Source organism: Streptomyces spongiicola (genome assembly GCF_003122365.1).
GTDB classification, from domain to species: domain Bacteria; phylum Actinomycetota; class Actinomycetes; order Streptomycetales; family Streptomycetaceae; genus Streptomyces; species Streptomyces spongiicola.
Genome location: NZ_CP029254.1, coordinates 4,656,488 through 4,679,557 on the forward strand (window position 1 = coordinate 4,656,488; position 23,070 = coordinate 4,679,557).

The 23,070-nt window shown below is 72.2% G+C and carries 17 protein-coding genes; 13 read left to right on the plus strand and 4 right to left on the minus strand.

The annotated features are described in order from the left end of the window. Window positions 1–63: 63 nt before the first annotated feature. The 3 genes from DDQ41_RS20500 to DDQ41_RS20510 form a co-directional block, all read right to left on the minus strand. The gene (locus tag DDQ41_RS20500; RefSeq protein ID WP_109295794.1) at window positions 64–945 is read right to left on the minus strand and encodes a GNAT family N-acetyltransferase; all 882 of its coding nucleotides are present in this window, start codon (window positions 943–945) and stop codon (window positions 64–66) included. 188 nt (window positions 946–1,133) lie between these two features. Next, window positions 1,134–2,294 (minus strand): PQQ-dependent sugar dehydrogenase, encoded by a 1,161-nt coding sequence (locus DDQ41_RS20505; protein ID WP_109297846.1) that lies wholly within the window; start codon window positions 2,292–2,294, stop codon window positions 1,134–1,136. Window positions 2,295–2,441: 147 nt separating this feature from the next. Next, window positions 2,442–3,443 carry an aldo/keto reductase gene (locus tag DDQ41_RS20510; RefSeq protein WP_109295795.1) on the minus strand — a complete coding sequence of 334 codons (1,002 nt, stop codon included), beginning with the start codon at window positions 3,441–3,443 and terminating at the stop codon, window positions 2,442–2,444. A gap of 89 nt (window positions 3,444–3,532) precedes the next feature. Here DDQ41_RS20510 and DDQ41_RS20515 point away from each other — a divergent pair, with 89 nt between their 5' ends. The 6 genes from DDQ41_RS20515 (at window position 3,533) to serA (ending at window position 13,424) form a co-directional block, all read left to right on the plus strand. Continuing rightward, window positions 3,533–4,483: a 2-hydroxyacid dehydrogenase gene (locus DDQ41_RS20515; protein WP_172607724.1), complete on the plus strand. Its 951-nt coding sequence runs from the start codon at window positions 3,533–3,535 to the stop codon at window positions 4,481–4,483. Window positions 4,484–4,882: 399 nt separating this feature from the next. Then, window positions 4,883–7,735 (plus strand): putative bifunctional diguanylate cyclase/phosphodiesterase, encoded by a 2,853-nt coding sequence (locus DDQ41_RS20520; RefSeq protein ID WP_162602713.1) that lies wholly within the window; start codon window positions 4,883–4,885, stop codon window positions 7,733–7,735. A gap of 242 nt (window positions 7,736–7,977) precedes the next feature. Next, on the plus strand, window positions 7,978–9,864 hold the full coding sequence (locus DDQ41_RS20525) for an acetolactate synthase large subunit (RefSeq protein WP_109295798.1): 1,887 nt from the start codon (window positions 7,978–7,980) through the stop codon (window positions 9,862–9,864). Window positions 9,865–9,887: 23 nt separating this feature from the next. Beyond that, window positions 9,888–10,412: an acetolactate synthase small subunit gene (gene ilvN, locus DDQ41_RS20530; RefSeq protein WP_109295799.1), complete on the plus strand. Its 525-nt coding sequence runs from the start codon at window positions 9,888–9,890 to the stop codon at window positions 10,410–10,412. Between the two features lie 111 nt (window positions 10,413–10,523). Beyond that, a complete protein-coding gene (gene ilvC / locus DDQ41_RS20535) occupies window positions 10,524–11,525 on the plus strand; it encodes a ketol-acid reductoisomerase (protein ID WP_109295800.1) in 1,002 nt (333 codons plus the stop codon). Window positions 11,526–11,822: 297 nt separating this feature from the next. Continuing rightward, window positions 11,823–13,424, plus strand: coding sequence for a phosphoglycerate dehydrogenase (serA, locus tag DDQ41_RS20540; protein WP_109295801.1), 1,602 nt, complete (start codon window positions 11,823–11,825; stop codon window positions 13,422–13,424). 299 nt (window positions 13,425–13,723) lie between these two features. Here serA and DDQ41_RS20545 read toward each other — a convergent pair whose 3' ends face one another. Then, a complete protein-coding gene (locus DDQ41_RS20545) occupies window positions 13,724–15,121 on the minus strand; it encodes a PucR family transcriptional regulator (RefSeq protein WP_109295802.1) in 1,398 nt (465 codons plus the stop codon). 184 nt (window positions 15,122–15,305) lie between these two features. Between DDQ41_RS20545 and DDQ41_RS20550 the strand changes: the two genes are divergently transcribed. From DDQ41_RS20550 to DDQ41_RS20575, 7 genes are all read left to right on the plus strand, one after another. After that, window positions 15,306–16,232 (plus strand): proline dehydrogenase family protein, encoded by a 927-nt coding sequence (locus DDQ41_RS20550; protein WP_109295803.1) that lies wholly within the window; start codon window positions 15,306–15,308, stop codon window positions 16,230–16,232. A gap of 287 nt (window positions 16,233–16,519) precedes the next feature. Continuing rightward, on the plus strand, window positions 16,520–18,151 hold the full coding sequence (gene pruA, locus DDQ41_RS20555; protein ID WP_109295804.1) for an L-glutamate gamma-semialdehyde dehydrogenase: 1,632 nt from the start codon (window positions 16,520–16,522) through the stop codon (window positions 18,149–18,151). Between the two features lie 149 nt (window positions 18,152–18,300). Continuing rightward, window positions 18,301–18,540 carry a hypothetical protein gene (locus tag DDQ41_RS20560; RefSeq protein ID WP_109295805.1) on the plus strand — a complete coding sequence of 80 codons (240 nt, stop codon included), beginning with the start codon at window positions 18,301–18,303 and terminating at the stop codon, window positions 18,538–18,540. A 405-nt stretch (window positions 18,541–18,945) separates the two neighbouring features. Further along, the gene (locus tag DDQ41_RS20565; protein WP_109295806.1) at window positions 18,946–19,503 is read left to right on the plus strand and encodes a GNAT family protein; all 558 of its coding nucleotides are present in this window, start codon (window positions 18,946–18,948) and stop codon (window positions 19,501–19,503) included. Between the two features lie 619 nt (window positions 19,504–20,122). Continuing rightward, window positions 20,123–20,269, plus strand: coding sequence for a hypothetical protein (locus DDQ41_RS31720; protein ID WP_167450268.1), 147 nt, complete (start codon window positions 20,123–20,125; stop codon window positions 20,267–20,269). Window positions 20,270–20,580: 311 nt separating this feature from the next. Further along, a complete protein-coding gene (locus tag DDQ41_RS20570; protein ID WP_109295807.1) occupies window positions 20,581–21,654 on the plus strand; it encodes a 3-isopropylmalate dehydrogenase in 1,074 nt (357 codons plus the stop codon). A gap of 261 nt (window positions 21,655–21,915) precedes the next feature. Then, window positions 21,916–23,004: a branched-chain amino acid aminotransferase gene (locus tag DDQ41_RS20575; protein WP_109295808.1), complete on the plus strand. Its 1,089-nt coding sequence runs from the start codon at window positions 21,916–21,918 to the stop codon at window positions 23,002–23,004. Window positions 23,005–23,070: the final 66 nt, after the last annotated feature.

Genomic DNA, 23,070 nt, shown 5'->3' on the forward strand with positions numbered 1-23,070 from the left:
GCGGGCGGCGTGCCCGCGGCCGGGCCGGACCACCGGATCGCGCCGTTGCCTCCGTCGGGTTCCTCAGCGGTCTGAGGAGTCGGCGTACCCGAAGTCGTACGCGGACCAGTCGGCGATCGGGACATACCCGAGGCGCTGGTAGAGGGCGTTGCTCGTCGGGTTGGCCGCGTTGGTGAACAGCACGACCTCCTTGGCGCCCGAGGCCCTCGCGGCCCGGCTCACCTCGGTCGTGACGGCGCCCGCGTAGCCGCGACCGCGCAGGTGGGCCGGGGTGTAGACGGGGTCCACCTGGATCACTCCGGCGACCATGGGGTTCGCTCCCGCCATGGCGACGGGGGTGCCGTCCGGGGTCTCCCAGAACGTGTAGTCCTTGTCCGCGAAGCGGGTGCCGGCCCAGGAACCGGCGTCGACGGAAACGGCTTCCCCGACGTCCGCGGCGAACTCTCCGCACCATCGCATGAGTTGCCCGCGGTCGCTCTCGCCCACGAGCCGGCCCCGGCCCGCCGGGAACGGCTCCGGTGGAGTGAGTGCGCCGAGGCGGTGCAGGCGCAGCCGGACGCGCGGTACCGGTGTTGCGCCTGTGCGCCGGTGCCAGGCCGCGGCGAACGCGGCGGCGGTGCCGTGGTCCGCGCTGACGGACGGGAGGGAGTGCCCGAGGGCGGCCAGCCGAACGGCGAGGCCGTCCGCCTGCTCGGGAGTGAGGGAGGTGAGGCCGAGGCCCAGACGGGGCGGGACGCGGTGGAACGCGGCCAGGACCTCGCCCGCCCGCTCCAGCAGGCCGAAGAGGGGCGCCCTGCCGCCGTACGCGGCCGCCCCGCGGGTACGCAGTCTCTCGGCCCAGGTCAGCGGCATGATGTGCAGGGCGAGCCGCGAGCGCAGGAAGTCCCCGGCTCGGGCGAGGAATTCGTCGACGTCTCCGGTGAGGTGCCAGTCGTCCGCGTGCATGCTGCATGATCTCCCAGGTCTCGCCCGCGCATCAATCGCCGGCCGCATCCGGCCCGCGTATCCACCGCCGGCCGCGCCCGTTCCCGGTCCACCGCCGGCCGCCCGGCTCCCCTCGGCCCCGCCCGGCCCTGCCATCCGTCCTCACGGGCGCCACCGCCGGGCGGCACTCCGCTGGCGGGCGGCCGACGTCACTCGACCGTCAGCCGCAGGATCCTGTCGTCCCCGGCCTCCGGTGTGCCCCTGTTGTCCGTCTCGCTGGTGACCAGCCAGAGGTCGGCTCCGCCCGCGGTCCCGGCGACCGGCAGGACCGTGCGCAGCCGGCCGTACTCCTCCTCGAGGAACGCCTGAGGGGCCGCGGACGGTTCGGTGCCGGCGAGCGGGATCCGCCACAGGCGCTCGCCCCTGAGCCCCGCCATCCAGATGGAGCCCGCGGCGTAGGCGATCCCGCTCGGTGACGCCTCGTCCGTGCGCCACTGCGCCACGGGGTCCACCAGGCCGGCCTTCCCGGCCCTGCCCTCGGCGTCGGGCCAGCCGTAGTTCCCGCCCGGCTCGATGAGGTTCAGCTCGTCCCAGGTGTTCTGCCCGAACTCCGAGGCCCACAGCCGCTTCTGCGAGTCCCAGGCGAGGCCCTGCACATTGCGGTGCCCGTACGAATAGACCACGGAGTCGGCCGACGGGTTGCCGTGGACGGGCCGCCCGTCGGGGGTCATCCGGAGGATCTTGCCGCCGAGGGACTCCCGGTCCTGGGCCAGCCCCGGCTCGCCGGCCTCGCCGGTGCCCGCGTAGAGCATCCCGTCCGGGCCGAAGGCGATCCGCCCGCCGTTGTGGATGCGGCCCTTGGGGATGCCCCGCAGGATCGTGTCGGGCGCGCCGAGTTGCTGCCCCTCCGGTTTGCGCTCGTCGTACAGCATGCGGGCGACGCGGTTGTCCGACGCGGTGGTGAAGTACGCGTACACCAGCTGGTCCGAGGCGAAGCCGGGGGAGACGGCGAGGCCCATCAGCCCTCCCTCGCCGGCCGGGGCCACGCCCGGCACCGAGCCGATCACCGTCTGCTTGCCCGTCTCGGCGTCGACGCGGGTGATCGTGCCCTCGTCCCGCGACGACACCAGCAGGTCGCCGCCGGGGAGGGACGCGAGGCCCCAGGGCGACTTCAGACCGCGGGTCAGCGTGGCCGCGACCTTCACCGACCCCTTCGCCGGGGGTGCCGTCTCGGAGGGGCCGCCGGCCGTGGCCGACGGCGCCGCCGGACGGGAGGCGGCGCCGTCGCGGCCGGCGGCGGCCCCTGCCCCGCCGTCGGACGAGCATCCCGCGGAGAGCATCAGCGCGGCAGCTGCGAGCAGGGCCGTCACCACTGAACGTTGCACTGTCCTGGTTCCCTTCGCCGGTGAGCGGTGGGGCGCGCGAACCGCGGGAGCCGCCGGCCCGCAGGCCCCGCGCCCGGGGCTCGGCCGGGCCGGCCCGCGGGGTCCGGCCCGGTGTTCCCGTCGTTCACGAACCTACTGGTCCCAGGATCCCAGGGCCGGCGGCAGCGCCGCGATCTCGGCGACGTCCCGAGGCGTCAGCTCCAGCCGGGCCGCGGCCGCGTTCTCCACGGCCCACCGCTCCCGTTTGGCGCCCGGCACCGGTACGACATGGCGGCCCTGCCCCAGTACCCAGGCCAGCGCCACCTGGGCCGGAGTGGTGCCGGGGCCGTGCCGTTCGGCGATCCTCCGCAGCCCCGCGACGAGCGGCTGGTTCGCGGCCATCATCTCCGCCGTGAAGCGCGGGTGCCGGGCCCGCAGATCGTCCGGCTCGAAGCCCTCCCCGGGCCTCAGCGTGCCGCTGAGGAAGCCGCTGCCCAGCGGCATCGCGGCCATCAGGCCCACGCCCCGCGCCGCGCACCAGGGCAGCAGCGAGTCGAGGGCCTCCGGCGACCACACCGACAGCTCCGCCTGGACCGCGCTCACCGGGAAGACCTGCTGTATCCGCTCCAGCTGCCGGATCGTTTCGTCGTGGCGCCCCGCACCGGGCCTGCGCGAGGCGCGCGCCCCCACCGCGCACAGCCCCAGGGCCCGGACCTTCCCGGCCGACACGAGTTCCGCCATGGCCCCCCAGGTCTCCTCCACGGGGATCTCCGGGTCCGCGCGGTGGAGCTGGTACAGGTCGATGACGTCGGTCCCGAGCCGGCGCAGCGACGCGTCACAGGCCCGACGCACGTATCCGGGCCGCCCGTTGGCGACGATGTGCTGGTCGCCGACGAGCAGCCCGACCTTCGTCGAGAGGAAGACGTCGGCCCGCCGCTCCTTGAGCACCCTGCCCAGCAGCAGCTCGTTGGTGAAGGGGCCGTACATGTCGGCCGTGTCGAGCAGCGTCACCCCGGCGTCGAGTGCCGCGTGCACGGTGCGCAGCGACCGGTCGCCGCGCTGCTGGGAGCCGGTGTACCCCCAGCTCATCGGCATGCATCCGAGGCCGATCGCGCCCACCCCGAGCGCCGCCGCACCGATTGTCCTGCGGTCCACCTGCGCGTATCCCTCCTCGTGCCGCCCCCAAACTAACGTCCGGCTCACGCCCCGGCGCGCCCAGCCTCCCGGCGGTTAGCCTCCTGACCATGACTGCTGACGTGTGGCTGCCGATTCCGGCCGGTGAGATCGAAGGGCTTCCCGCTCTCGCGGAGGCGGGGCTGAACCACCGTTTCTGGGACGGCGGACAGGACTTTCCCGCGGACCCCGGTGACTGCGCCTTCTACGCCGTGCCGTACATGAAGGGCACGGAGGTCGCCGTGCGGCCGCTCGCGGCGATGACGCGTCTGCGGGTCGTGCAGACCCTCTCGGCGGGCATCGACCACGTCGAACCGGGACTCGGCTCGCTGCCGGCCGGAGTGCGGTTGTGCAACGCCAGGGGCGTCCACGAGGCGAGCACGGCGGAGCTCGCCCTCGCCCTGGTCCTCGCCTCCCTGCGCGGCATCCCGCGCTTCGTGGAGGGCATGCGCCGGGAGGAGTGGCACGCGGGCTTCTACCCGGCCCTCGCCGACAGGTCCGTGCTGATCGTCGGCTACGGCTCGATCGGCGCGGCCATCGAGGACCGGCTCGCGCCGTTTGAATGCGCGCGGGTGGCGCGCGTCGCGCGCTCCGCCCGTACTACCGAGCGCGGCGAAGTGCACGCACTCACCGATCTGCCGGCGCTGCTTCCGGAAGCGGACGTGGTGATCCTCTCCACGCCCCTCACACCGGCGACGCGCCATCTCGCCGGCGCCGGCTTCCTCTCCCGGATGAGGGACGGCGCCCTGCTGGTGAACGTGGCGAGGGGACCGGTCGTCGACACCGAGGCACTGCTCAAGGAGGTCGAGAACGGCCGGATCACCGCCGCGCTCGACGTCACCGACCCCGAACCGCTGCCCGCCGGGCACCCGCTCTGGCACGCCCCCGGCGTCCTCGTCAGCCCGCATGTCGGCGGATCCACGTCGGCGTTCATGCCGCGCGCCAAGCGGCTGCTGGCCGGTCAGCTGACCCGGTACGCGGCGGGCGAGCCCCTGCGAAACGTGGTCCTCACGACCGGGTAGGCGCCACACTGGGACATCCGGACACCCTGCGGAGTCGCCCGGATGCGCACGGTGTCGACAAGTGTCGACAAACTGCCTTGCCGTCACGGAGCGTAGAGGTCCTATGTCCCTGAGTGACGGCTCTGGTGTATCGTCCCGACTTGGGGGCTGCGTCGGGTTCGGGAACGGCGCTGCGGAGCGACCAGACTTCGAGGGGGGTCGACGGGCGATGCACGGCCAGTGGACGAACCATCCGACGCGGCGGGAGCGCCGCCGACCACCCTCGCACGTAGCGGCGCCGGGGCCGGCCGCCGCGGCCAGGCCCGATCCGCCGGACGTGCCCCGCAAGCGATTCCGGGGCGGCCCGAACGGGCGGCCCCGCAGTCGGTGCCGGATGAAAACGCTGTCAGGGGCGGTACGGTGATCGCCCCCGCGGCGCTCCTCGCCCGCCGCCAGGTGCAGGAAGGCGGCGGGACGGGGCTGCTGCCCCAGATCCTGCTGGTGCTCGCGAGCGGCGGCTATGCCATCGGCGCGGCGTTCGGCTGGGGTTCCCGGCAACTCGCGCTGGTCATGGGCGACTTCGGGCTGAGTTGCGCAGCCGGGCTCGCCGCGGTCTCCTGCTTCCTCTACGCGCGTGCGCGGGGCAGCCGCTTCCGTCCGGCCTGGATGCTGTTCTCCGTCTCCTCCGCCATGGCCGCCTGCGGAAACGCGGTCTGGGGCTGGTACGAGGTGGTCCTCGGCCGGCCGGTTCCCAGTCCGTCCCCGGCCGACCTGTTCTTCCTCTGCTTCGCCCCGCCCGCCATCGTCGGGCTGCTCGTCCTCGCCAAGCGGCCCGTCACCCGGGCCGGCTGGGTGTGCCTGGGGCTGGACGCCTGGCTCATCGGCGGCTCGCTGCTGACGCTCTCCTGGAGCCTCGCTCTCGCGCACACCGCGCACTTCGAGGGCGAGAGCGTGTCCGAGGCGGCGCTGTCCCTCGCCTATCCGCTGCTCGACATCGTTCTCGTCAGCATGGTGCTGGCCCTGCACTTCCGGCGCTCGCACGCCAGCAGGTCCGGCATCAACACCGCGATCGCCGCCCTGGCCCTGACCGTGCTGTGCGACGCGCTGTTCACCTCGCCCCTGCTGCGAGAGAGCTACCGCTCGGGCCAGTTGCTGGACGCGGGCTGGTTCGCGGCCTCGCTCCTGCTCGCCTATGCGCCCTGGGGGGTGCGCCGACCGGAGCCGCCCCCCGCACCGGTCCGCGGTCCGCGTCCGGCGGTCCGGCCCATCACGGGCTCGCTCGCCGCTCTCACCCCCTATCTGGCCGCCGCCGTCTGCACACTCGGCATCCTGTACAACGTCATCGAGGGCCGCCGGGTGGACCGGGTGGTGGTCTTCACCGGATGCACGGTCGTCCTCGCCCTGGTCGTACGGCAGGGCATCATGCTGCTTGACAACATCGCCCTCACCCATGAACTCGCCCAGAAGGAGAACCACTTCCGCTCCCTGGTGCAGGGCTCCAGCGACGTGATCATGATCGCCGCCCCGACCGGTGTACTCCGCTACGTCAGCCCGGCCGCCGCCGGTGTCTACGGCCGCGACGCGGACGAGCTCATCGGCTCGGAGCTGTCGTCGCTCATCCATCCCGAGGACCTGGGGCGCGTCGTCCACGAGGTGCGCAGATTCCTCGCGGCCCCGCCCGCCGACGAGCCCACGACCCGGATCGAGTGCCGCTTCAGGTCGGGTACCGGCCAGTGGCTGAACGTCGAGTCCACGGTCAAGCGCCACCAGGGCGGCCTGATCTTCAACAGCAGGGACGTCACCGAACGGGTGCGCCTCCAGGCCCAGTTGCAGCACAACGCCGAGCACGACCCGCTCACCGACCTGCCCAACCGGGCCCTGTTCACCGAGCGGGTGCGGCAGGCCCTCTCCGGCCGGCGGGCCGGGGACGCCGGCGCGGCCGTGCTCTTCATCGACCTGGACGGTTTCAAGGGGGTCAACGACCGCCACGGGCACCAGGCGGGAGACGAACTCCTGGTCCAGGCCGCCCGCCGGCTCCAGGAGTCCGTGCGGGCGGGCGACACCGCCGCCCGGCTCGGCGGTGACGAGTTCGCCGCCCTCATCCTCGGCGACGGTTCACGCGACCAGGCCGCTCGGGAGCGCCAGGTGCAGGAGATCGCCGACCGGCTGAGGCTCATGCTCTCGCAGCCGTACCGGGTGGAGGGCCGTGAGCTGCGGGTCGCCGCGTCCATCGGGGTCGCCTTCGCCGAGTCCGGCATCACCGCCGGTGATCTGCTGCGCAACGCCGACCTGGCCATGTACCGGGCCAAGGCCGGCGGCAAGGACCGGGTCGAGCTGTACGCACCCCAGATGCAGACCGGGGCCGGCGCGGTCATGGACCGGTCCGCCAGATCCCGGCCCGTGCTCCAGGACGGCGAGTTCACCCTGCTCCACCAGCCCGTTGTCGGCCTCTCCGACGGCCGGATCGAGGCCGTGGCGGCGCAGGCGCGCTGGAGATCCTCCCAGGGCATCCTGTTCACCCCCGACGAACTGCGCCGGGTCGCCGAGGACGGCGACCCGACCGCCCGGTTCGGCCGCCGGCTCCTGGAGGAGGCCGTCGAGCAGGCGGCGGAGCGCGGCCGTCTCGGGCACGGCGTCCCCGTCTCGGTGCGGATCCCCGCCCGCAGGCTGCTCGACCGGTCCACGCCGCTCGGCTCCATCGAGAGCCTGCTCACCCGCCACGGACTGCCGTCGGGATCGCTGGTGATCGAGCTGGCCGACAGCGACCCGCGGATCTCCTTCGACGAACTGGAGCACCGTCTCGTGGCGCTGCGCAGACTCGGTGTGCGGATCGCCCTGGACGGCTTCGGCAGCGGCTACGCGGCGATCATCGCCCTCCGCCGGCTGCCGATCGACGTGCTCAAGCTCGACCGCGGGCTGGTCGAGGGCGTGGTGGAGTCGGCCAGGCTGCACAAGATCACCGCAGGACTGCTGCGGATCGCCCGGGACCTCGGCATGAAGTCCGTGGCGGACGGCGTGGACGTTCCCGAGCAGCTGCTGGCCCTTCGCGCCATGGGTTGCACCCACGGGCAGGGCATGGCGTTCTCCGGGCCCCTCGACGAGCACCGGCTGCGCCGTGTGCTGGCCCGTGGCGAGTTCCCGGTGCCCGGCGGGTCCGCCCTGCCGGTCCTGTCCGGCCGGGCACTGCCCGCCCGGCGCTCCCCGGCGGCGCCCGAGATCGTCGGCGGACCCCCGATCTGCTCAAATAATGAGACGCCTGTCCCACCCACTTGACAGCCGCGGTGTGCCGGGGAGAGGGTCAGTGCCATGCGCACCCGAATTCTCGTACTTGGACAGCGCGTCGGCTGAAGCACGGCCCCGCACGGGCCCTGCAGACCGCACCGGCGCGCTCCCCTCGCTTGCCTCCCGGCACGAGGGGTTTTTTGTTGCACTGGTACTACCAAAACCCCGCAAAATCCTCCGCCGCACCACCCTCAGCTACGAGAACCGCTACAACCCTCAGCTTCGAGAAGAGAATGCCGATGACCGAGCAGGCCACCGGGGCCCACCATCCGCAGCCGCGGGCCCGCACCGGCGGGCACACCCCCGCCACCGTTGAGCACGTCACGGGCGCGCAGTCCCTCATCCGCTCTCTCGAGGAGGTCGGGGCCGAGACGGTGTTCGGCATCCCCGGCGGCGCCATCCTCCCGGCGTACGACCCGCTGATGGACTCGTCCCGGGTGCGCCACATCCTGGTCCGGCACGAGCAGGGCGCGGGTCACGCGGCGACGGGATACGCGCAGGCCACCGGGAAGGTCGGGGTCTGCATGGCCACCTCCGGCCCGGGGGCCACGAACCTGGTCACACCGATCGCCGACGCGCACATGGACTCCGTCCCGCTGGTCGCGATCACCGGCCAGGTGGCGAGCAAGGCCATCGGCACGGACGCCTTCCAGGAGGCGGACATCGTCGGCATCACCATGCCGATCACCAAGCACAACTTCCTGGTCACCAGGGCCGAGGACATCCCGCGGACCATCGCCGAGGCCTTCCACATCGCCTCCACCGGCCGCCCCGGCCCGGTCCTGGTCGACATCGCCAAGGACGCCCTCCAGGCGCGGACCACGTTCAGCTGGCCGCCCCAGGCCGAACTGCCGGGCTACCGGCCGGTCACCAAGCCGCACGCCAAGCAGATCCGCGAGGCCGCCAAGCTGATCACCCAGGCGAGGCGTCCCGTCCTGTACGTCGGCGGAGGCGTCCTCAAAGCCCGCGCCACCACCGAGCTGAAGGTCCTCGCGGAACTCACCAACGCGCCCGTCACCACCACCCTGATGGCGCTGGGAGCCTTCCCCGACAGCCACCCGCTGCACGTGGGAATGCCGGGCATGCACGGTTCGGTCACCGCCGTCACCGCGCTGCAGAAGGCCGATCTGATCGTCGCCCTCGGCGCCCGCTTCGACGACCGCGTCACCGGAAAGCTGGACAGCTTCGCGCCCTTCGCCAAGGTCGTCCACGCCGACATCGACCCGGCCGAGATCGGCAAGAACCGGGCCGCCGACGTCCCGATCGTCGGCGACGCCCGCGAGGTCATCGCCGACCTCGTCCAGGCCGTCCAGGCCGAGTACAGCGAGGGCAACACGGGCGACTACACCGCCTGGTGGCAGGACCTCGACCGCTGGCGCGAGACCTACCCGCTCGGATACGACCTGCCGGCGGACGGCAGCCTCTCGCCGCAGCAGGTCATCCAGCGGATCGGCGAACTCACTCCCGAGAACACGATCTTCGCGGCCGGCGTCGGCCAGCACCAGATGTGGGCCGCGCACTTCATCGGCTACGAGAAGCCGGCCACCTGGCTGAACTCCGGCGGCGCCGGGACCATGGGCTACGCCGTCCCGGCAGCCATGGGCGCCAAGGCCGGGATGCCGGACCGCGCCGTGTGGGCGATCGACGGCGACGGCTGCTTCCAGATGACCAACCAGGAGCTGGTCACCTGCGCCCTGAACGGCATCCCGATCAAGGTCGCGATCATCAACAACGGCGCGCTGGGCATGGTCCGCCAGTGGCAGACCCTGTTCTACAACGAGCGCTACTCCAGCACCGTCCTGCACTCCGACGAGACCGGTCACCACACGATCGGCTCCCAGGTCGGCGCCAGCCGGACCCCCCGCAAGGGCACCCGCATCCCGGACTTCGTGAAGCTGTCCGAGGCCATGGGCTGCGTCGCCCTGCGCTGCGAGGACCCGGCCGAGCTGGACAAGGTCATCGCCGAGGCCAACGCGATCGACGACCGGCCCGTCGTGATCGACTTCATCGTCCACGAGGACGCCATGGTGTGGCCGATGGTCGCCGCCGGCACCTCCAACGACGAGGTCATGGCCGCGCGCGGGGTCCGCCCCGACTTCGGCGACAACGAAGACGACTGAGCGAAGAGAGAGACACGACGACCATGTCCAAGCACACGCTCTCCGTCCTGGTGGAGAACACCCCCGGCATCCTCGCCAGGATCGCCGCCCTCTTCTCCCGCCGCGGTTTCAACATCGACTCGCTCGCCGTCGGAGTCACCGAGCACCCCGACATCTCCCGGATCACCATCGTGGTCAGCGTCGCGGACCTGCCGCTTGAGCAGGTGACCAAGCAGCTGAACAAGCTGGTCAACGTGCTGAAGATCGTCGAGCTGGAGCCCGGCGCCGCGATCCAGCGCGAACTCGTGCTGGTGAAGGTCCGCGCCGACAACGAGACCCGCTCCCAGGTCGTGGAGATCGTGCAGCTGTTCCGCGCCAAGACCGTGGACGTCTCGCCCGAGGCCGTCACGATCGAGGCCACCGGTTCGAGTGACAAACTCGAGGCCATGCTGAAGATGCTGGAGCAGTTCGGCATCAAGGAACTCGTCCAGTCCGGCACGATCGCCATAGGGCGAGGCGCCCGGTCCATCACGGACCGCAGCCTGCGCGCCCTGGACCGCAGCGCCTGAGCCGGGCGGCGCGGCCCGGCCGCGCCGCCCGGATGGCGAGACCCCCGGACCCCCTCACCCCTCCCCGCCGTACGGTGGGACGCAACACCGGAACACCCAAGGAGAAACCCAGTGGCCGAGCTGTTCTACGACGACGACGCCGACCTGTCCATCATCCAGGGCCGCAAGGTCGCGGTCATCGGCTACGGCAGCCAGGGCCACGCCCACGCGCTGTCGCTCCGCGACTCCGGTGTGGACGTCCGCGTCGGTCTGCACGAGGGCTCCAGGTCCAGGGCCAAGGCCGAGGAGCAGGGGCTGCGCGTGGTGACGCCGTCGGAGGCCGCCGCCGAGGCCGACGTCATCATGATCCTGGTGCCGGACCCGATCCAGGCCCAGGTCTACGAGGAGTCCGTCAAGGACCACCTCAAGGACGGCGACGCGCTCTTCTTCGGCCACGGCCTCAACATCCGGTACGGCTTCATCAAGCCCCCCGCCGGGGTGGACGTCGCGCTCGTCGCCCCCAAGGGCCCCGGCCACCTGGTGCGCCGCCAGTACGAGGAGGGCCGCGGCGTCCCGTGCATCGCCGGTGTCGAGCAGGACGCGACCGGCAACGCCTTCGCCCTGGCGCTCTCGTACGCCAAGGGCATCGGCGGCACCCGCGCCGGCGTCATCAGGACCACCTTCACCGAGGAGACCGAGACCGACCTGTTCGGTGAGCAGGCCGTGCTCTGCGGCGGCACCGCCGCACTGGTCAAGGCGGGCTTCGAGACCCTGGTCGAGGCGGGCTACCAGCCGGAGATCGCCTACTTCGAGTGCCTCCACGAGCTGAAGCTGATCGTGGACCTCATGTACGAGGGCGGCCTGGAGAAGATGCGCTGGTCCGTCTCCGAGACCGCCGAGTGGGGCGACTACGTGACCGGCCCCCGCATCATCACGGACCAGACCAAGGCCGAGATGAAGAAGGTGCTCGGCGAGATCCAGGACGGCACCTTCGCCAAGAACTGGATGGACGAGTACCACGGCGGTCTGAAGAAGTACAACGAGTACAAGACCCAGGACGAGAACCACCTGCTGGAGACCACCGGCAAGGAGCTCCGCAAGCTCATGAGCTGGGTGGACCCCGAGGAGGCGTGAGCCCCCGGTACGGCGGGTCCCCCGAGGGGGCCCGCCGTACCCCGTGCCGGGACCCCGCGACGGCCGCGGGCGCCCAGCGACCTCGCGCCGCGTCCCGGGACCGCCGTCGGACAGCAAGTCCGACCCGGACGGGTGATCCTTCCGTCAAGGCGGAAAAGACCTCCGCCACCCCACTAGAGTGGTCAGCACATACGCGTCAGGTCAGGCCCACAGCGTCGTGCGTCTTCCACGCGGCTAGCCCCTTCACCGCCAGCGGCCGTCGGGACGGCCGTCCGCATTGGACCAGTGAGGACTCACGTGAGCACTGCGCCCCGTAAACCCGTCGTACTCATCGCAGAAGAGCTGTCGCCCGCCACCGTGGACGCGCTCGGTCCGGACTTCGAGATCCGGCACTGCAACGGCGCGGACCGCGCCGAGCTGATCCCCGCCATCGCCGATGTCGACGCCGTCCTGGTGCGGTCCGCGACCAAGATCGACGCCGAGGCCGTCGCCGCCGCCGGCAAGCTCAGGGTGGTCGCCCGCGCCGGTGTCGGACTGGACAACGTCGACGTCTCCGCGGCCACCAAGGCCGGTGTCATGGTCGTCAACGCGCCGACGTCCAACATCGTGACCGCCGCCGAACTCGCCTGCGGTCTGATCGTCGCCTCCGCGCGCAACATCCCGCAGGCCAACACCGCGCTGAAGAACGGCGAGTGGAAGCGCTCGAAGTACACCGGCGTGGAGCTGAGCGAGAAGACCCTCGGGGTCGTCGGCCTCGGCCGCATCGGCGTGCTGGTGGCCCAGCGGATGTCCGCCTTCGGTATGCGGATCGTCGCCTTCGACCCGTATGTGCAGCCCGCGCGAGCCGCCCAGATGGGCGTCAAGCTGCTCTCGCTGGACGAGCTTCTCGAGGTCTCGGACTTCATCACCGTCCACCTGCCCAAGACGCCGGAGACCATCGGCCTCATCGGCGACGAGGCGCTGCACCGGGTGAAGCCGACCGTCCGCATCGTCAACGCCGCGCGCGGCGGCATCGTCGACGAGGAGGCCCTGGCCAGCGCGCTCAAGGAGGGCCGGGTCGCCGGCGCGGGCCTGGACGTGTACGCGAAGGAGCCGTGCACGGACTCCCCGCTGTTCCAGTTCGACCAGGTCGTCTGCACCCCGCACCTCGGCGCGTCCACGGACGAGGCCCAGGAGAAGGCCGGTATCGCGGTCGCCAAGTCCGTCCGCCTCGCGCTCGCCGGCGAACTGGTGCCGGACGCGGTCAACGTCCAGGGCGGGGTCATCGCCGAGGACGTCCGCCCCGGTCTGCCGCTCGCCGAGAAGCTCGGCCGGATCTTCACCGCGCTGGCGGGCGAGGTCGCGGTCCGGCTCGATGTCGAGGTGTACGGCGAGATCACCCAGCACGATGTCAAGGTGCTCGAACTCTCGGCGCTGAAGGGCGTGTTCGAGGACGTCATCGACGAGACCGTGTCATATGTGAACGCCCCGCTGTTCGCGCAGGAGCGCGGCGTCGAGGTCCGTCTGACCACCAGCTCGGACTCCCCGGACCACCGCAACGTGGTGACGGTGCGCGGCACGCTCGCGGGCGGCGAGGAGGTCGCCGTCTCCGGCACCCTGGCCGGCCCCAAGCACCTGCAGAAGATCGTGGCCATCGGCGACTACGACATCGACCTGGCGCTGGCGGACCACATGGTCGTCGCACGCTACGAGGACCGTCCGGGCGTGGTCGGCACCGTCGGCCGCATCCTCGGCGAGGCCGGACTCAACATCGCCGGCATGCAGGTCTCGCGCCAGGAGGAGGGCGGTGAGGCGCTGGTCGTGCTCACCGTCGACGACACCGTGCCGCCGAACGTGCTGAGCGAGATCGCCGAGGAGATCGGCGCCACGTCGGCCCGTTCGGTGAACCTCGACACCTGAGACCCGGCTCTCCGCGACACCCGAGGCCCGGCTCTCCGCGTTTCCCGCACCCGCCCCCGCACACCCGTCCCGCTCGGGTGTGCGGGGGCGGCCGCACTCCCGCCCTCCCCACCGTCTTCGCGCCACCGGGCCCGCCCTCGCCCGCACCGGCCGGCCGGCCCGGGAACGGCATCGGGACGACGCGCCTTCGGTCCTCCGGTCCTTCGCCGGTCCTCCGGTTCTCCGGTCCTTCGCGGGTCCTCGGGTCCTTCGCGGGTCCTCGGGTCCCTCGCCGGTCCTGGGGCCCCTGGACCACCGGGTCACAGCCGGGCGGTCTTCAGCACCATGTGCAGTAGCAGCCGGTCCTCGCCGTCGTCCAGATCGAGTCCGGTGAGTCGCTCCACCCGGGACAGCCGGTAGTAGAGGGTCTGGCGGTGGATCCCCAGGGCGGCTGCCGCCCGGCCCACCTGGCCGGCGCAGTCCAGGAACACCTCGGCGGTCCGGGCGAGTTCGGCGTGCGCCGGGGCGAGCAGGGCCGCGGTCGCGGGGTCCGGGGGCAGACCGGGAGGGAGCCCGGTCAGCAGCCGGTACGGGCCGATCGAGGCCCAGTCGGCGACGGGGCCGTGCCGGGGCTCGGCGAGGGCCGCCCGTGCCGCCGAGGCGGCCTCCCGCCAGGAGGCGGCGAGGTCGGCCGTGCCCCGGCGGGGGAGGGCGATGCCCGCGGCGACGGGACCGGCGGCCTCCGCCAGCCGGCCGGCCGCACCGAGAGCCGGTGCGAGCACGTCGGCGGCGCGAAGGCGCACCAGCACGGCGAGGGCGCGCCCGTCCGTGCCGCCCCCGTCCGCGAACCCGTCTGCGCCTCCGTCTGCGTCTCCGTCTGCGAGCCTGTCCGCGCCCCCGTCGCCGGCCGTGTCCACGGCGGTGCGGGGGCTCTCGTCCGGGCCCCGCCCGCCGCGAGCGCCCTTCCCGGTCCGTCCCGGCGAGGCCGCGGAGCCCCGGCCGGGGCTCCCGGGGCGCGAGGGAACCCCGCCGGAGACCGCACGGAGTCCGGGAGCCGCGGAAGGGTGCTGCGCTGCGGGACCCCGCGGCCCTTGCCAGGGCACCGTGCACAGCGCCGAGGCCCCCGCGACGGTACGGGCCGACGGGGCCTCGCCGGACGGCCAGGGAGCCACGCACACCACGGTGTGGAGCCCCTCGGCTGCCGGGCCGAGCGCGGTGCGGAGAGCCGCCAGGGCCATGTCGTACCGCCAGCCGCGCTCGGCGGTGAGCACGGCACGGAACTCCCGGGACAGATCCGCGCCCGCCCGTTCCTCGTCGGCGAGCAGGGCCCCGATCCGGTCGGTCACGGCCATGGCCGAAGCCAGCTGCGCGGCCGTCGGCCCGGGCCGGGAGTCGAGCAGCCACACATAGCCGAGGACGACCCCGCGATGGCGGACGGGCAGGCAGATCCGGCCACGGAGCACGCCGGCCTCGGGCGCCGCCGGGATCAGCACCGGGCCGGACGCCCGGGTGATGCCGAAGCCCTCGAACCAGGACCGCACCGCGCTGGTGGACTTCCTGGTGAGGATCGATCGGGTGCGCACGGGGTCCATGGCGCTGTCGTCGTCGCCGTCGTGCGCGCCGAAGGCGATGAGTTCGAAGTCCCGGTTCTCCAGCGTCGCGGGGACGCCCAGCAGGCCCGATATCTCGTCCACCAGTTCCTGGTAATCGCCCTTCACCCGGTCATTCTCCCATCGGGCGCCGCATCTCTTCATACAAATGTCCGAAGAGGTGCGGCTGGAAGCGTGACAGCTGTCGATGGCCCGGCGCCGGAGCGGTATCTAGGTTTCACGGTGGTTGTCCGTGCCGTACACCGGGCGGTCGGTTTCCGGCCCCCGCCACCCGTGTTCCGTGGAGGTGCCCGTGCTGGGTCCCCTGATCCTCGCCGCGTCGCGCAGCGACAGGATGCGCCGTCTGGTCTCGGCCGCCCCGATGACGAAGCCGGTCGTCGACCGCTTCATCCCCGGGGAGACGGTCGACCAGGTCATCCCGATCGTGGCCGGGCTCACGGGGAGGGGGCTGGAGGTCACTCTGGACGTGGTGGGCGAGGACATCACCACCCGCGAGCAGGCCGCCGCGGCACGCGACGCGTATCTGCGGCTGATCGAGCGGCTCGAGCCCCTGGCCCTGGGCACCCGGGCCGAGGTGTCGGTCAAGCTGTCGATGTTCGGCCAGTCCCTGGAGGGCGGCCACGCGCTGGCGCTGGAGAACGTCCGCCCGGTCGTCGAGGCCGCCGCCGCGATCGGCACCACGGTCACCCTGGACGCCGAGGACCACACCACCCTGGACTCGATGTTCGCGGTCCACGAGGAGCTGCGGAAGGACTTCCCGGGGACCGGATGCGTGATCCAGTCCTACCTCTTCCGCACCGAGGAGGACGCCCGCCGGCTCGCCGCCGACGGCAGCCGCGTCCGTCTGGTGAAGGGCGCCTACAAGGAGCCGGCCTCCGTCGCCCACCAGGACAGGGCCGAGGTCGACAAGGCGTACGTCCGCATCCTGCGGACCCTGATGGAGGGCGCGGGCTACCCGATGATCGGGTCCCACGACCCGCGGCTGATCTCCGTCGGCCAGGAGCTCGCGCGCCGCGCCGGGCGCAAACCGGATGAGTACGAGTTCCAGATGCTGTACGGGATCCGCAGCGACGAGCATCTGCGGCTGGCGGCCCAGGGCCACCGGATGCGGGTGTACACGGCGTACGGGACCGACTGGTACGGCTACTTCATGCGCCGTCTCGCCGAGAAGCCGGCCAACCTGCTGTTCTTCGTCCGCTCGATGATCACCAAGAACTGACGGGGGAGGGACCGGCGACGGACACCACCCGCACCCGTGCCGCACGACGGCACCCGCCGCCCCTCGGCCCCACCGGGCCGGACGAGGTTCCGCGCACGGCGCACCGGGAGCCGCGGGACCGGCGGCTCCGCCCCGACGGGCTTCCCGCCCGCCCCGACGGGCTTCCCGCCCGCCGCGACGGGCGCGGGACGGTCGGGCCCTGACCGCGACGCATCACATGCCACCGCTTCAGCTCCTCCCGGCTGGAGTCGGCCATACACTTGGAAATCCACTCGGAAGAGGTAGCCATGGACGCTGTGACCCAGGTCCCCACCCCCGTCAACGAGCCGGTGCACGGCTACGCTCCCGGTTCGGCCGAGCGTGCGCGGCTCGAGGCCAAGCTCAAGGAACTGGCCGAGAACCCCATCGACCTCCCGATGACCATCGGCGGTGAGAAGCGCATGGGCGGCGGCGAGGAGTTCAAGGTCGTCCAGCCGCACAACCACCGGGCCGTCATCGGCACCTTCCGGGGCGCCACCCGGCAGGACGCCCGGGACGCGGTCGACGCGGCCCTGGCCGCCGCCCCCGCGTGGCGCGCGATGTCGTTCGACGACCGCGCCGCCATCATCCTGCGTGCCGCCGAGCTGCTGTCCGGCCCCTGGCGCGAGACCATGGCCGCCTCCACGATGCTGGGCCAGTCGAAGACCGCGCAGCAGGCCGAGATCGACACGCCCTGCGAACTCGTCGACTTCTGGCGGTTCAACGTCGCCTACGCCCGACGGATCCTGGCCGAGCAGCCGCCGGCCAACTCCCCGGGCGTGTGGAACCGGCTGGACCATCGCCCGCTGGAGGGCTTCGTCTACGCCATCACGCCGTTCAACTTCACGGCCATCGCCGGCAACCTGCCCACCGCCCCGGCCCTGATGGGCAACGTGGTGGTGTGGAAGCCGTCCCCGACCCAGACCCACGCCGCCGTGCTCCTCATGGAACTGCTGGAGGAGGCCGGGCTGCCCAGGGGCGTCATCAACCTGGTCACGGGCGACGGCATCGCCGTCTCCGACGTCGCGCTGCACCACCCCGACCTGGCCGGTATCCACTTCACCGGTTCCACCAGGACCTTCCAGCACCTGTGGAAGACGGTCGGCGGCAACATCGAGAAGTACCGCTCCTACCCGCGGATCGTCGGTGAGACGGGCGGCAAGGACTTCGTCGTGGCCCACCCGAGCGCGGACCGGGCGATCCTGAAGACCGCGCTGACCCGCGGCGCCTTCGAGTACCAGGGCCAGAAGTGCTCCGCGACCTCGCGCGCGTACATCCCGGCCTCCATCTGGAACTCCGGCTTCAAGGAGGAGTTCGCCGCCGAGGTCGACGGCATCAGGATGGGCGACGTCACCGACCTGTCGAACTTCGTCGGCGCCGTCATCGACGAGCGCGCGTTCGCCAAGAACAAGGCCGCGATCGACCGGGCGAAGGAGGATCCGACCTGCACGATCGTCGCCGGCGGCAGCTACGACGACTCCGAGGGCTGGTTCGTCCGCCCCACCGTCGTGGAGTGCGCGGACCCCGCGAACGAGGTCTTCACCACCGAGTACTTCGGCCCGTTCCTCGCGGTGCACGTCTACGAGGACGACGCCTACGAGGAGATGCTGGAGCAGATGGAGTCGGTGTCCGCCTACGCGCTGACCGGCTCGGTCGTCTCCGGCGACCGCGCGGCGACCGCGTACACGATGGACAAGCTCCGCTACGCGGCGGGCAACTTCTACATCAACGACAAGTCGACCGGTGCCGTCGTCGGCCAGCAGCCCTTCGGCGGCGGCCGCGCATCCGGTACCAACGACAAGGCCGGCGCCCCGCAGAACCTGATGCGCTGGACCCTGACCCGCGCGATCAAGGAGACCCTGGTGCCGCCGACCGAGTACGGCTACCCGCACATGGGCTGACACCCGGGCCGGGACGGGCCGTGAGGCCCGTCCCCGTGGGCCCCGCCCCCGCCGGTTCTCCCCGGACCGGCGGGGGCGCTGCACGTCCGGCACCCGGCCGGGGGCGGGCCTAGGCTGCTGGGGAGGGGGCCCGCGCGAGGAGGCACGCCATGCCCGGTTCCACCACACTCGGCCCCGGCCACGGGGCCGACGCCATCGAGCATCCCGACGCACAGCGGCTCGCTTCCGTCATGAAGGAACTCCACCGGCTCCTGACGGCGGCGGGGCCGGACAGAATCACGGATCCGCAGGTCGCCGAGCTGTGCGGCGGCGAGGCGCACCGCCGCGAGGAGTTCACCGACTGGGTGGACCGGGTCGCGCACCAACTGGAGAAGGCCGTCTCGCGCTAGTGCCGCGTCAGACGGGGTCTGCCCGTCGGCGGCGACGCGGAGAGTCGCCGTGCCGGGCGTCGCGACGGGGCGAACGTCGCCTGACGCTTGCCGCTCCGCCCGGGAGGGCGTGGACGGGTGGGCCGGGGCGCGGCCGCTGGTTCGTGGCCGCGGGAGAGCCTTCCGGGCCGTGCTCCCGGGCCCTGCCCGCCCGGCTCGTGCGAGCGGCCGGGGTGGGGCGCACCGGCCGCTCGGTTCCACCGCCGGGGCGGTTGCCGCAGCGCCGGTTCCCGGGCCGAGTGGTTCATGGCGGTGTGGGGCCCCGGACGCCTGCGGAGCCCGACTCCCTCCAGGCGTGGCGAATTCCCGATGCCGTGACGGCCTTCGGCGAAGGCGGAAGCGCTGGTGCCTGAGAGAGTTGCCCGCATGACGGACAACACGACCGGGTCGCTGCGCACGGCCCACACCTACCAGCTGTCCGAAGCCGCCCTCGGCGAGATCCGCGCACTGCTCGACGCAGCCTTCGACGGCGACTTCGGCGACGACGACTGGTCCCACGGGCTCGGCGGCATCCACGCCTTCATCCGCGACCGGGACGGCCTGGCCGCCCACGGCAGTGTGATCATGCGCAGGGTGGTGCACGGTGAACGCTCCTACCGCGTCGGCTACCTCGAGGCGGTGGCCGTCCGTGCCGACCGCCGGCGTCAGGGCCTGGGCGGGCGGGTGACGGGCGCTCTGGAGAGGGTGATCGACGGCGCGTACGAGTTCGGGGCCCTCTCTGCGTCCGACGACGGCGCGGAGCTGTACCGCTCCCGCGGCTGGCGGCCTTGGCGCGGCAGCGTCGAGGTCCTCAGCCCCGGCGGCGTCGTCCCCCTCCCGGGCGAGGGGGACTCCACCTTCCTGCGGCAGCCGACGGGGCGGTCCCTGCCGGACCCCGCGGCGGCCTCCCTGCTCTTCGACTGGCGCGACGGCGACGTGCTCTGATGGTGATGCGCTCCGGCGGCGACGTGCTCTGATGGTGATGCGCTCCGGCGGCGCCGTGTTCCGATGGTGATGTGCTCCGGCGGTGATGTGCTCCGGCGGTGCCGGTGCCGGTGCCGGTGAGGGCACCACGGTGCGTCCGGGCCGGGCGGGTCAGGCGGGTCAGGTGGGTCGGGCCGGGCGGGTCGGCTTGGGCGGGAGGTCGACCGGCGGCCGGCCGTGCTGTGACCCGAACGCTCCGCACGGGCCGTCTCGTTCCCGCGGTGAAGCCCGCGGCCTCCTGTCGGCGGTCGGACGGGCCCGCCCTGCCGAGTCCTCGTCGGACGCGCGGAGGGCTCCCGGAGCTTCGTGGAGCTTCGTGAAGCTTCGTGAAGCAACGTCGAGCAACATGGAGCACCTCTCCGACCTGCGCTTCTTCAAGATCGCGTCTCAGATTGTAGGAAGTCCGACTAATTGTGGAGACAGCGGAGCCGCGGTCCCTTAGCTTTGTAGGAGCCGAACGTCTCGCTCGATCCAGCGAATGGCGGCCGGAGCCGGAGCCCCGAGGCAGGCAACCCCTGCGGCCCGTTCCCCGCCCCTTCCGGCGCCTTCGATCGTTCCCGATCTCAAGGAGTCGACGACCATGCCCGAGCAGACCCTTCTCCGCCGCCGTGTCCGCCACACGCCCCGCATCAGCGAGACCGATCGCAGGAGCACCGCTGCGAACGCCGCCGCGGCTCTGCAACGCGCCCTGGACCGCAGGGACAACGGCGGCGAGACCGGCCACTGACCGGCCGCTGACCGGTCGAAGGCCGGTCGGTGACCGGCGGGGCCGGCCGGTGGCGCCCGGGGGTCACCGGCCCGGCCCGTGCCGGCGCTCCGGTCGGGCCGCCGCGTTCCGGTGGAGCGCCCGACGCACTCGCGGTCGCCGGCGTCCGTTCTCGCGCTCCGTCCGCCGGCTTCCTCCTTTCGCTCCGCAGTCCTTCGGTCGGTCAGCCACCCGTCGGGGACGCGCCGGGTCCGGGTGGGCGCGGACGGCGGCACGCGTCCGCATGGTGGACGTCGAGTGTCATTCGATGGGACGCGGAGTACGGTGCGGATATGTCTCGCAGCCTCAATCTCGCAGTGATCCCCGGCGACGGCATCGGCCGGGAGGTGGTGGCCCAGGGCCTCAAGGTCCTCTCGGCCGTGCTTCCCCAGGATGTGAAGCTGGAGACCCGGGAGTACGACCTCGGTGCCAAGCGCTGGCACCGTACCGGCGAGACCCTCCCGGAGGCGGAACTCGACTCCCTCCGGCGCCATGACGCGATCCTCCTCGGGGCGATCGGCGACCCGTCCGTGCCGGCCGGTGTCCTGGAGCGAGGGCTGCTGCTCAAGCTGCGGTTCGCCTTCGACCACTACGTCAACCTGCGTCCCTCGAAGCTCTTTCCGAACACCGCGACCCCGCTGGCCGGCCGCCCCGAGATCGACTTCGTGGTCGTCCGCGAGGGTACCGAGGGCCCGTACACCGGCAACGGCGGTTCCCTGCGCACCGGTACGCCCGCGGAGGTCGCCACCGAGGTGAGCGTCAACACGGCGTACGGTGTCGAGCGGGTCGTCAGGGACGCGTTCGCGCGGGCCGACGCCCGCCCCCGCAAGAAGCTGACGCTGGTTCACAAGAACAACGTCCTGGTCCACGCGGGCCACATGTGGAAGCGGATCTTCGACAGGGTCGCCGAGGAGTACCCCGCGGTCACCACCGACTATCTGCACGTCGACGCCGCGACGATCTTCTTCGTCACCCAGCCCGAGCGCTTCGACGTCATCGTCACCGACAACCTCTTCGGTGACATCCTCACCGATCTCGCCGCGGCCGTGACCGGCGGCATCGGCCTGGCCGCCTCCGGGAACATCAACCCGACGGGTGAATTCCCGTCGATGTTCGAGCCCGTCCACGGCTCCGCCCCCGACATCGCCGGCACCGGCAAGGCAGACCCCACGGCCACGGTGCTGTCCGTCGCCCTCCTGCTGCGCCACCTCGGCCACGAGGCCGAGGCCGTCCGGGTCGAGGAGGCCGTCGCCGCCGACCTGGCGGACCGGGGGGAGCCCGGCTCCGACGCGGGGGCTTCGGCGGCAGCCGGCCCGCGCACCACCGACGGGATCGGCGACGCGCTCGCGGCGCGAGTAGCGGGCTGACCCGCCGGATCCCGAATCCTCGGAGCCGCCGGGTCGCGCACGCACCCGGCGGCTTCTCCTCTGCGGCCCCCGGGTGCAACCATCGACCCATGGGCCGAAGCCCACGCTGTTCCGTTCCCGCCCCCACGCACTGCGATAATCGAACGTGGGGCCGCATCAAGCGGGGAAGCTCGGACGTCCTGGTACCGATGTACACGGGGCGAGCAGACGTACAGACGTGAGCGCGGTCCGTCACAAACACACGGTGAAGGACACGCAGACATGACGACGCCCTCGATCGACCTCAAGCCCTCCTCGACCCCCCTGTCCGACGCGGAGCGCGAGGCGATCCTGGCCAACCCGGGATTCGGCCGCCACTTCACCGATCACATGGTGACGATCAAGTGGACGGAGGGCCGGGGCTGGCACGACGCCCAGCTGACCCCCTACGCGCAGCTGTCGATCGACCCGGCCAACATGACCCTGCACTACGCGCAGGAGATCTTCGAGGGGCTGAAGGCCTACCGCAGGCCCGACGGTTCGGTCGCCACCTTCCGGCCCGACGCGAACGCCCGCCGCTTCCAGCTCTCCGCCCGCCGCCTGGCGATGCCGGAGCTGCCGGTCGAGACCTTCATCGCGGCCTGCGACGCACTGGTCCAGCAGGACAAGGCATGGGTTCCGGAGCACGGTGGCGAGGCCTCGCTCTACCTGCGTCCGTTCATGTTCGCCAACGAGGTCGGCCTCGGCGTGCGCCCGGCCAACGAGTACCTCTTCATCGTCATCGCCTCGCCGGCCGGCGCCTACTTCCCCGGCGGCGTCAAGCCCGTCTCCGTCTGGCTGTCGGAGAACTACGTGCGCGCCGTCCCCGGCGGCATGGGCTTCGCCAAGACCGGCGGCAACTACGCCGCCTCCCTCCTCGCCCAGGCCGAGGCCGCGGCCGAGGGCTGCGACCAGGTCGTCTGGCTCGACGCCCTGGAGCACCGGACCGTGGAGGAGATGGGCGGCATGAACCTGTACTTCGTGTACGGGGACAGGATCGTCACACCCGAGCTCACCGGCTCGCTGCTCGCCGGCATCACCCGCGACTCGCTGCTCACCCTCGCCCGCGACCTCGGCTACGAGTCGGAGGAGGCCACGATCACCACCGACCAGTGGAAGCGCGACACCGAGAACGGCACCCTCACCGAGGTCTTCGCCTGCGGCACCGCCGCCGCCATCACGCCCGTGGGCACCGTCAAGTCCACCGGGGGTGAGTGGACCCAGTCGAACGGCGAGCCGGGCAAGGTCACGATGGAACTGCGCAGGGCCCTCCTGGCCGTCCAGACCGGTACGGCCGAGGACCGGCACGGCTGGATGCACGAACTCGGCTGACAGTGCTCCGCCAGGTCCGGTGTCGCCGCGGGAGGCGCCGGCACCAACCCGTCGCCGGCGGGAAGG

Coding starts and splice junctions, on each gene's coding strand:
- DDQ41_RS20565 (WP_109295806.1), top strand. CDS start 18,946: ATGACGGACAACACGACCGGGTCGCTGCGCACGGCCCACACCTACCAG.
- DDQ41_RS20575 (WP_109295808.1), top strand. CDS start 21,916: ATGACGACGCCCTCGATCGACCTCAAGCCCTCCTCGACCCCCCTGTCC.
- DDQ41_RS20570 (WP_109295807.1), top strand. CDS start 20,581: ATGTCTCGCAGCCTCAATCTCGCAGTGATCCCCGGCGACGGCATCGGC.
- DDQ41_RS20560 (WP_109295805.1), top strand. CDS start 18,301: ATGCCCGGTTCCACCACACTCGGCCCCGGCCACGGGGCCGACGCCATC.
- pruA (WP_109295804.1), top strand. CDS start 16,520: ATGGACGCTGTGACCCAGGTCCCCACCCCCGTCAACGAGCCGGTGCAC.
- DDQ41_RS20500 (WP_109295794.1), bottom strand. CDS start 945: ATGCACGCGGACGACTGGCACCTCACCGGAGACGTCGACGAATTCCTC.
- DDQ41_RS31720 (WP_167450268.1), top strand. CDS start 20,123: ATGCCCGAGCAGACCCTTCTCCGCCGCCGTGTCCGCCACACGCCCCGC.
- ilvN (WP_109295799.1), top strand. CDS start 9,888: ATGTCCAAGCACACGCTCTCCGTCCTGGTGGAGAACACCCCCGGCATC.
- DDQ41_RS20515 (WP_172607724.1), top strand. CDS start 3,533: ATGACTGCTGACGTGTGGCTGCCGATTCCGGCCGGTGAGATCGAAGGG.
- DDQ41_RS20525 (WP_109295798.1), top strand. CDS start 7,978: ATGCCGATGACCGAGCAGGCCACCGGGGCCCACCATCCGCAGCCGCGG.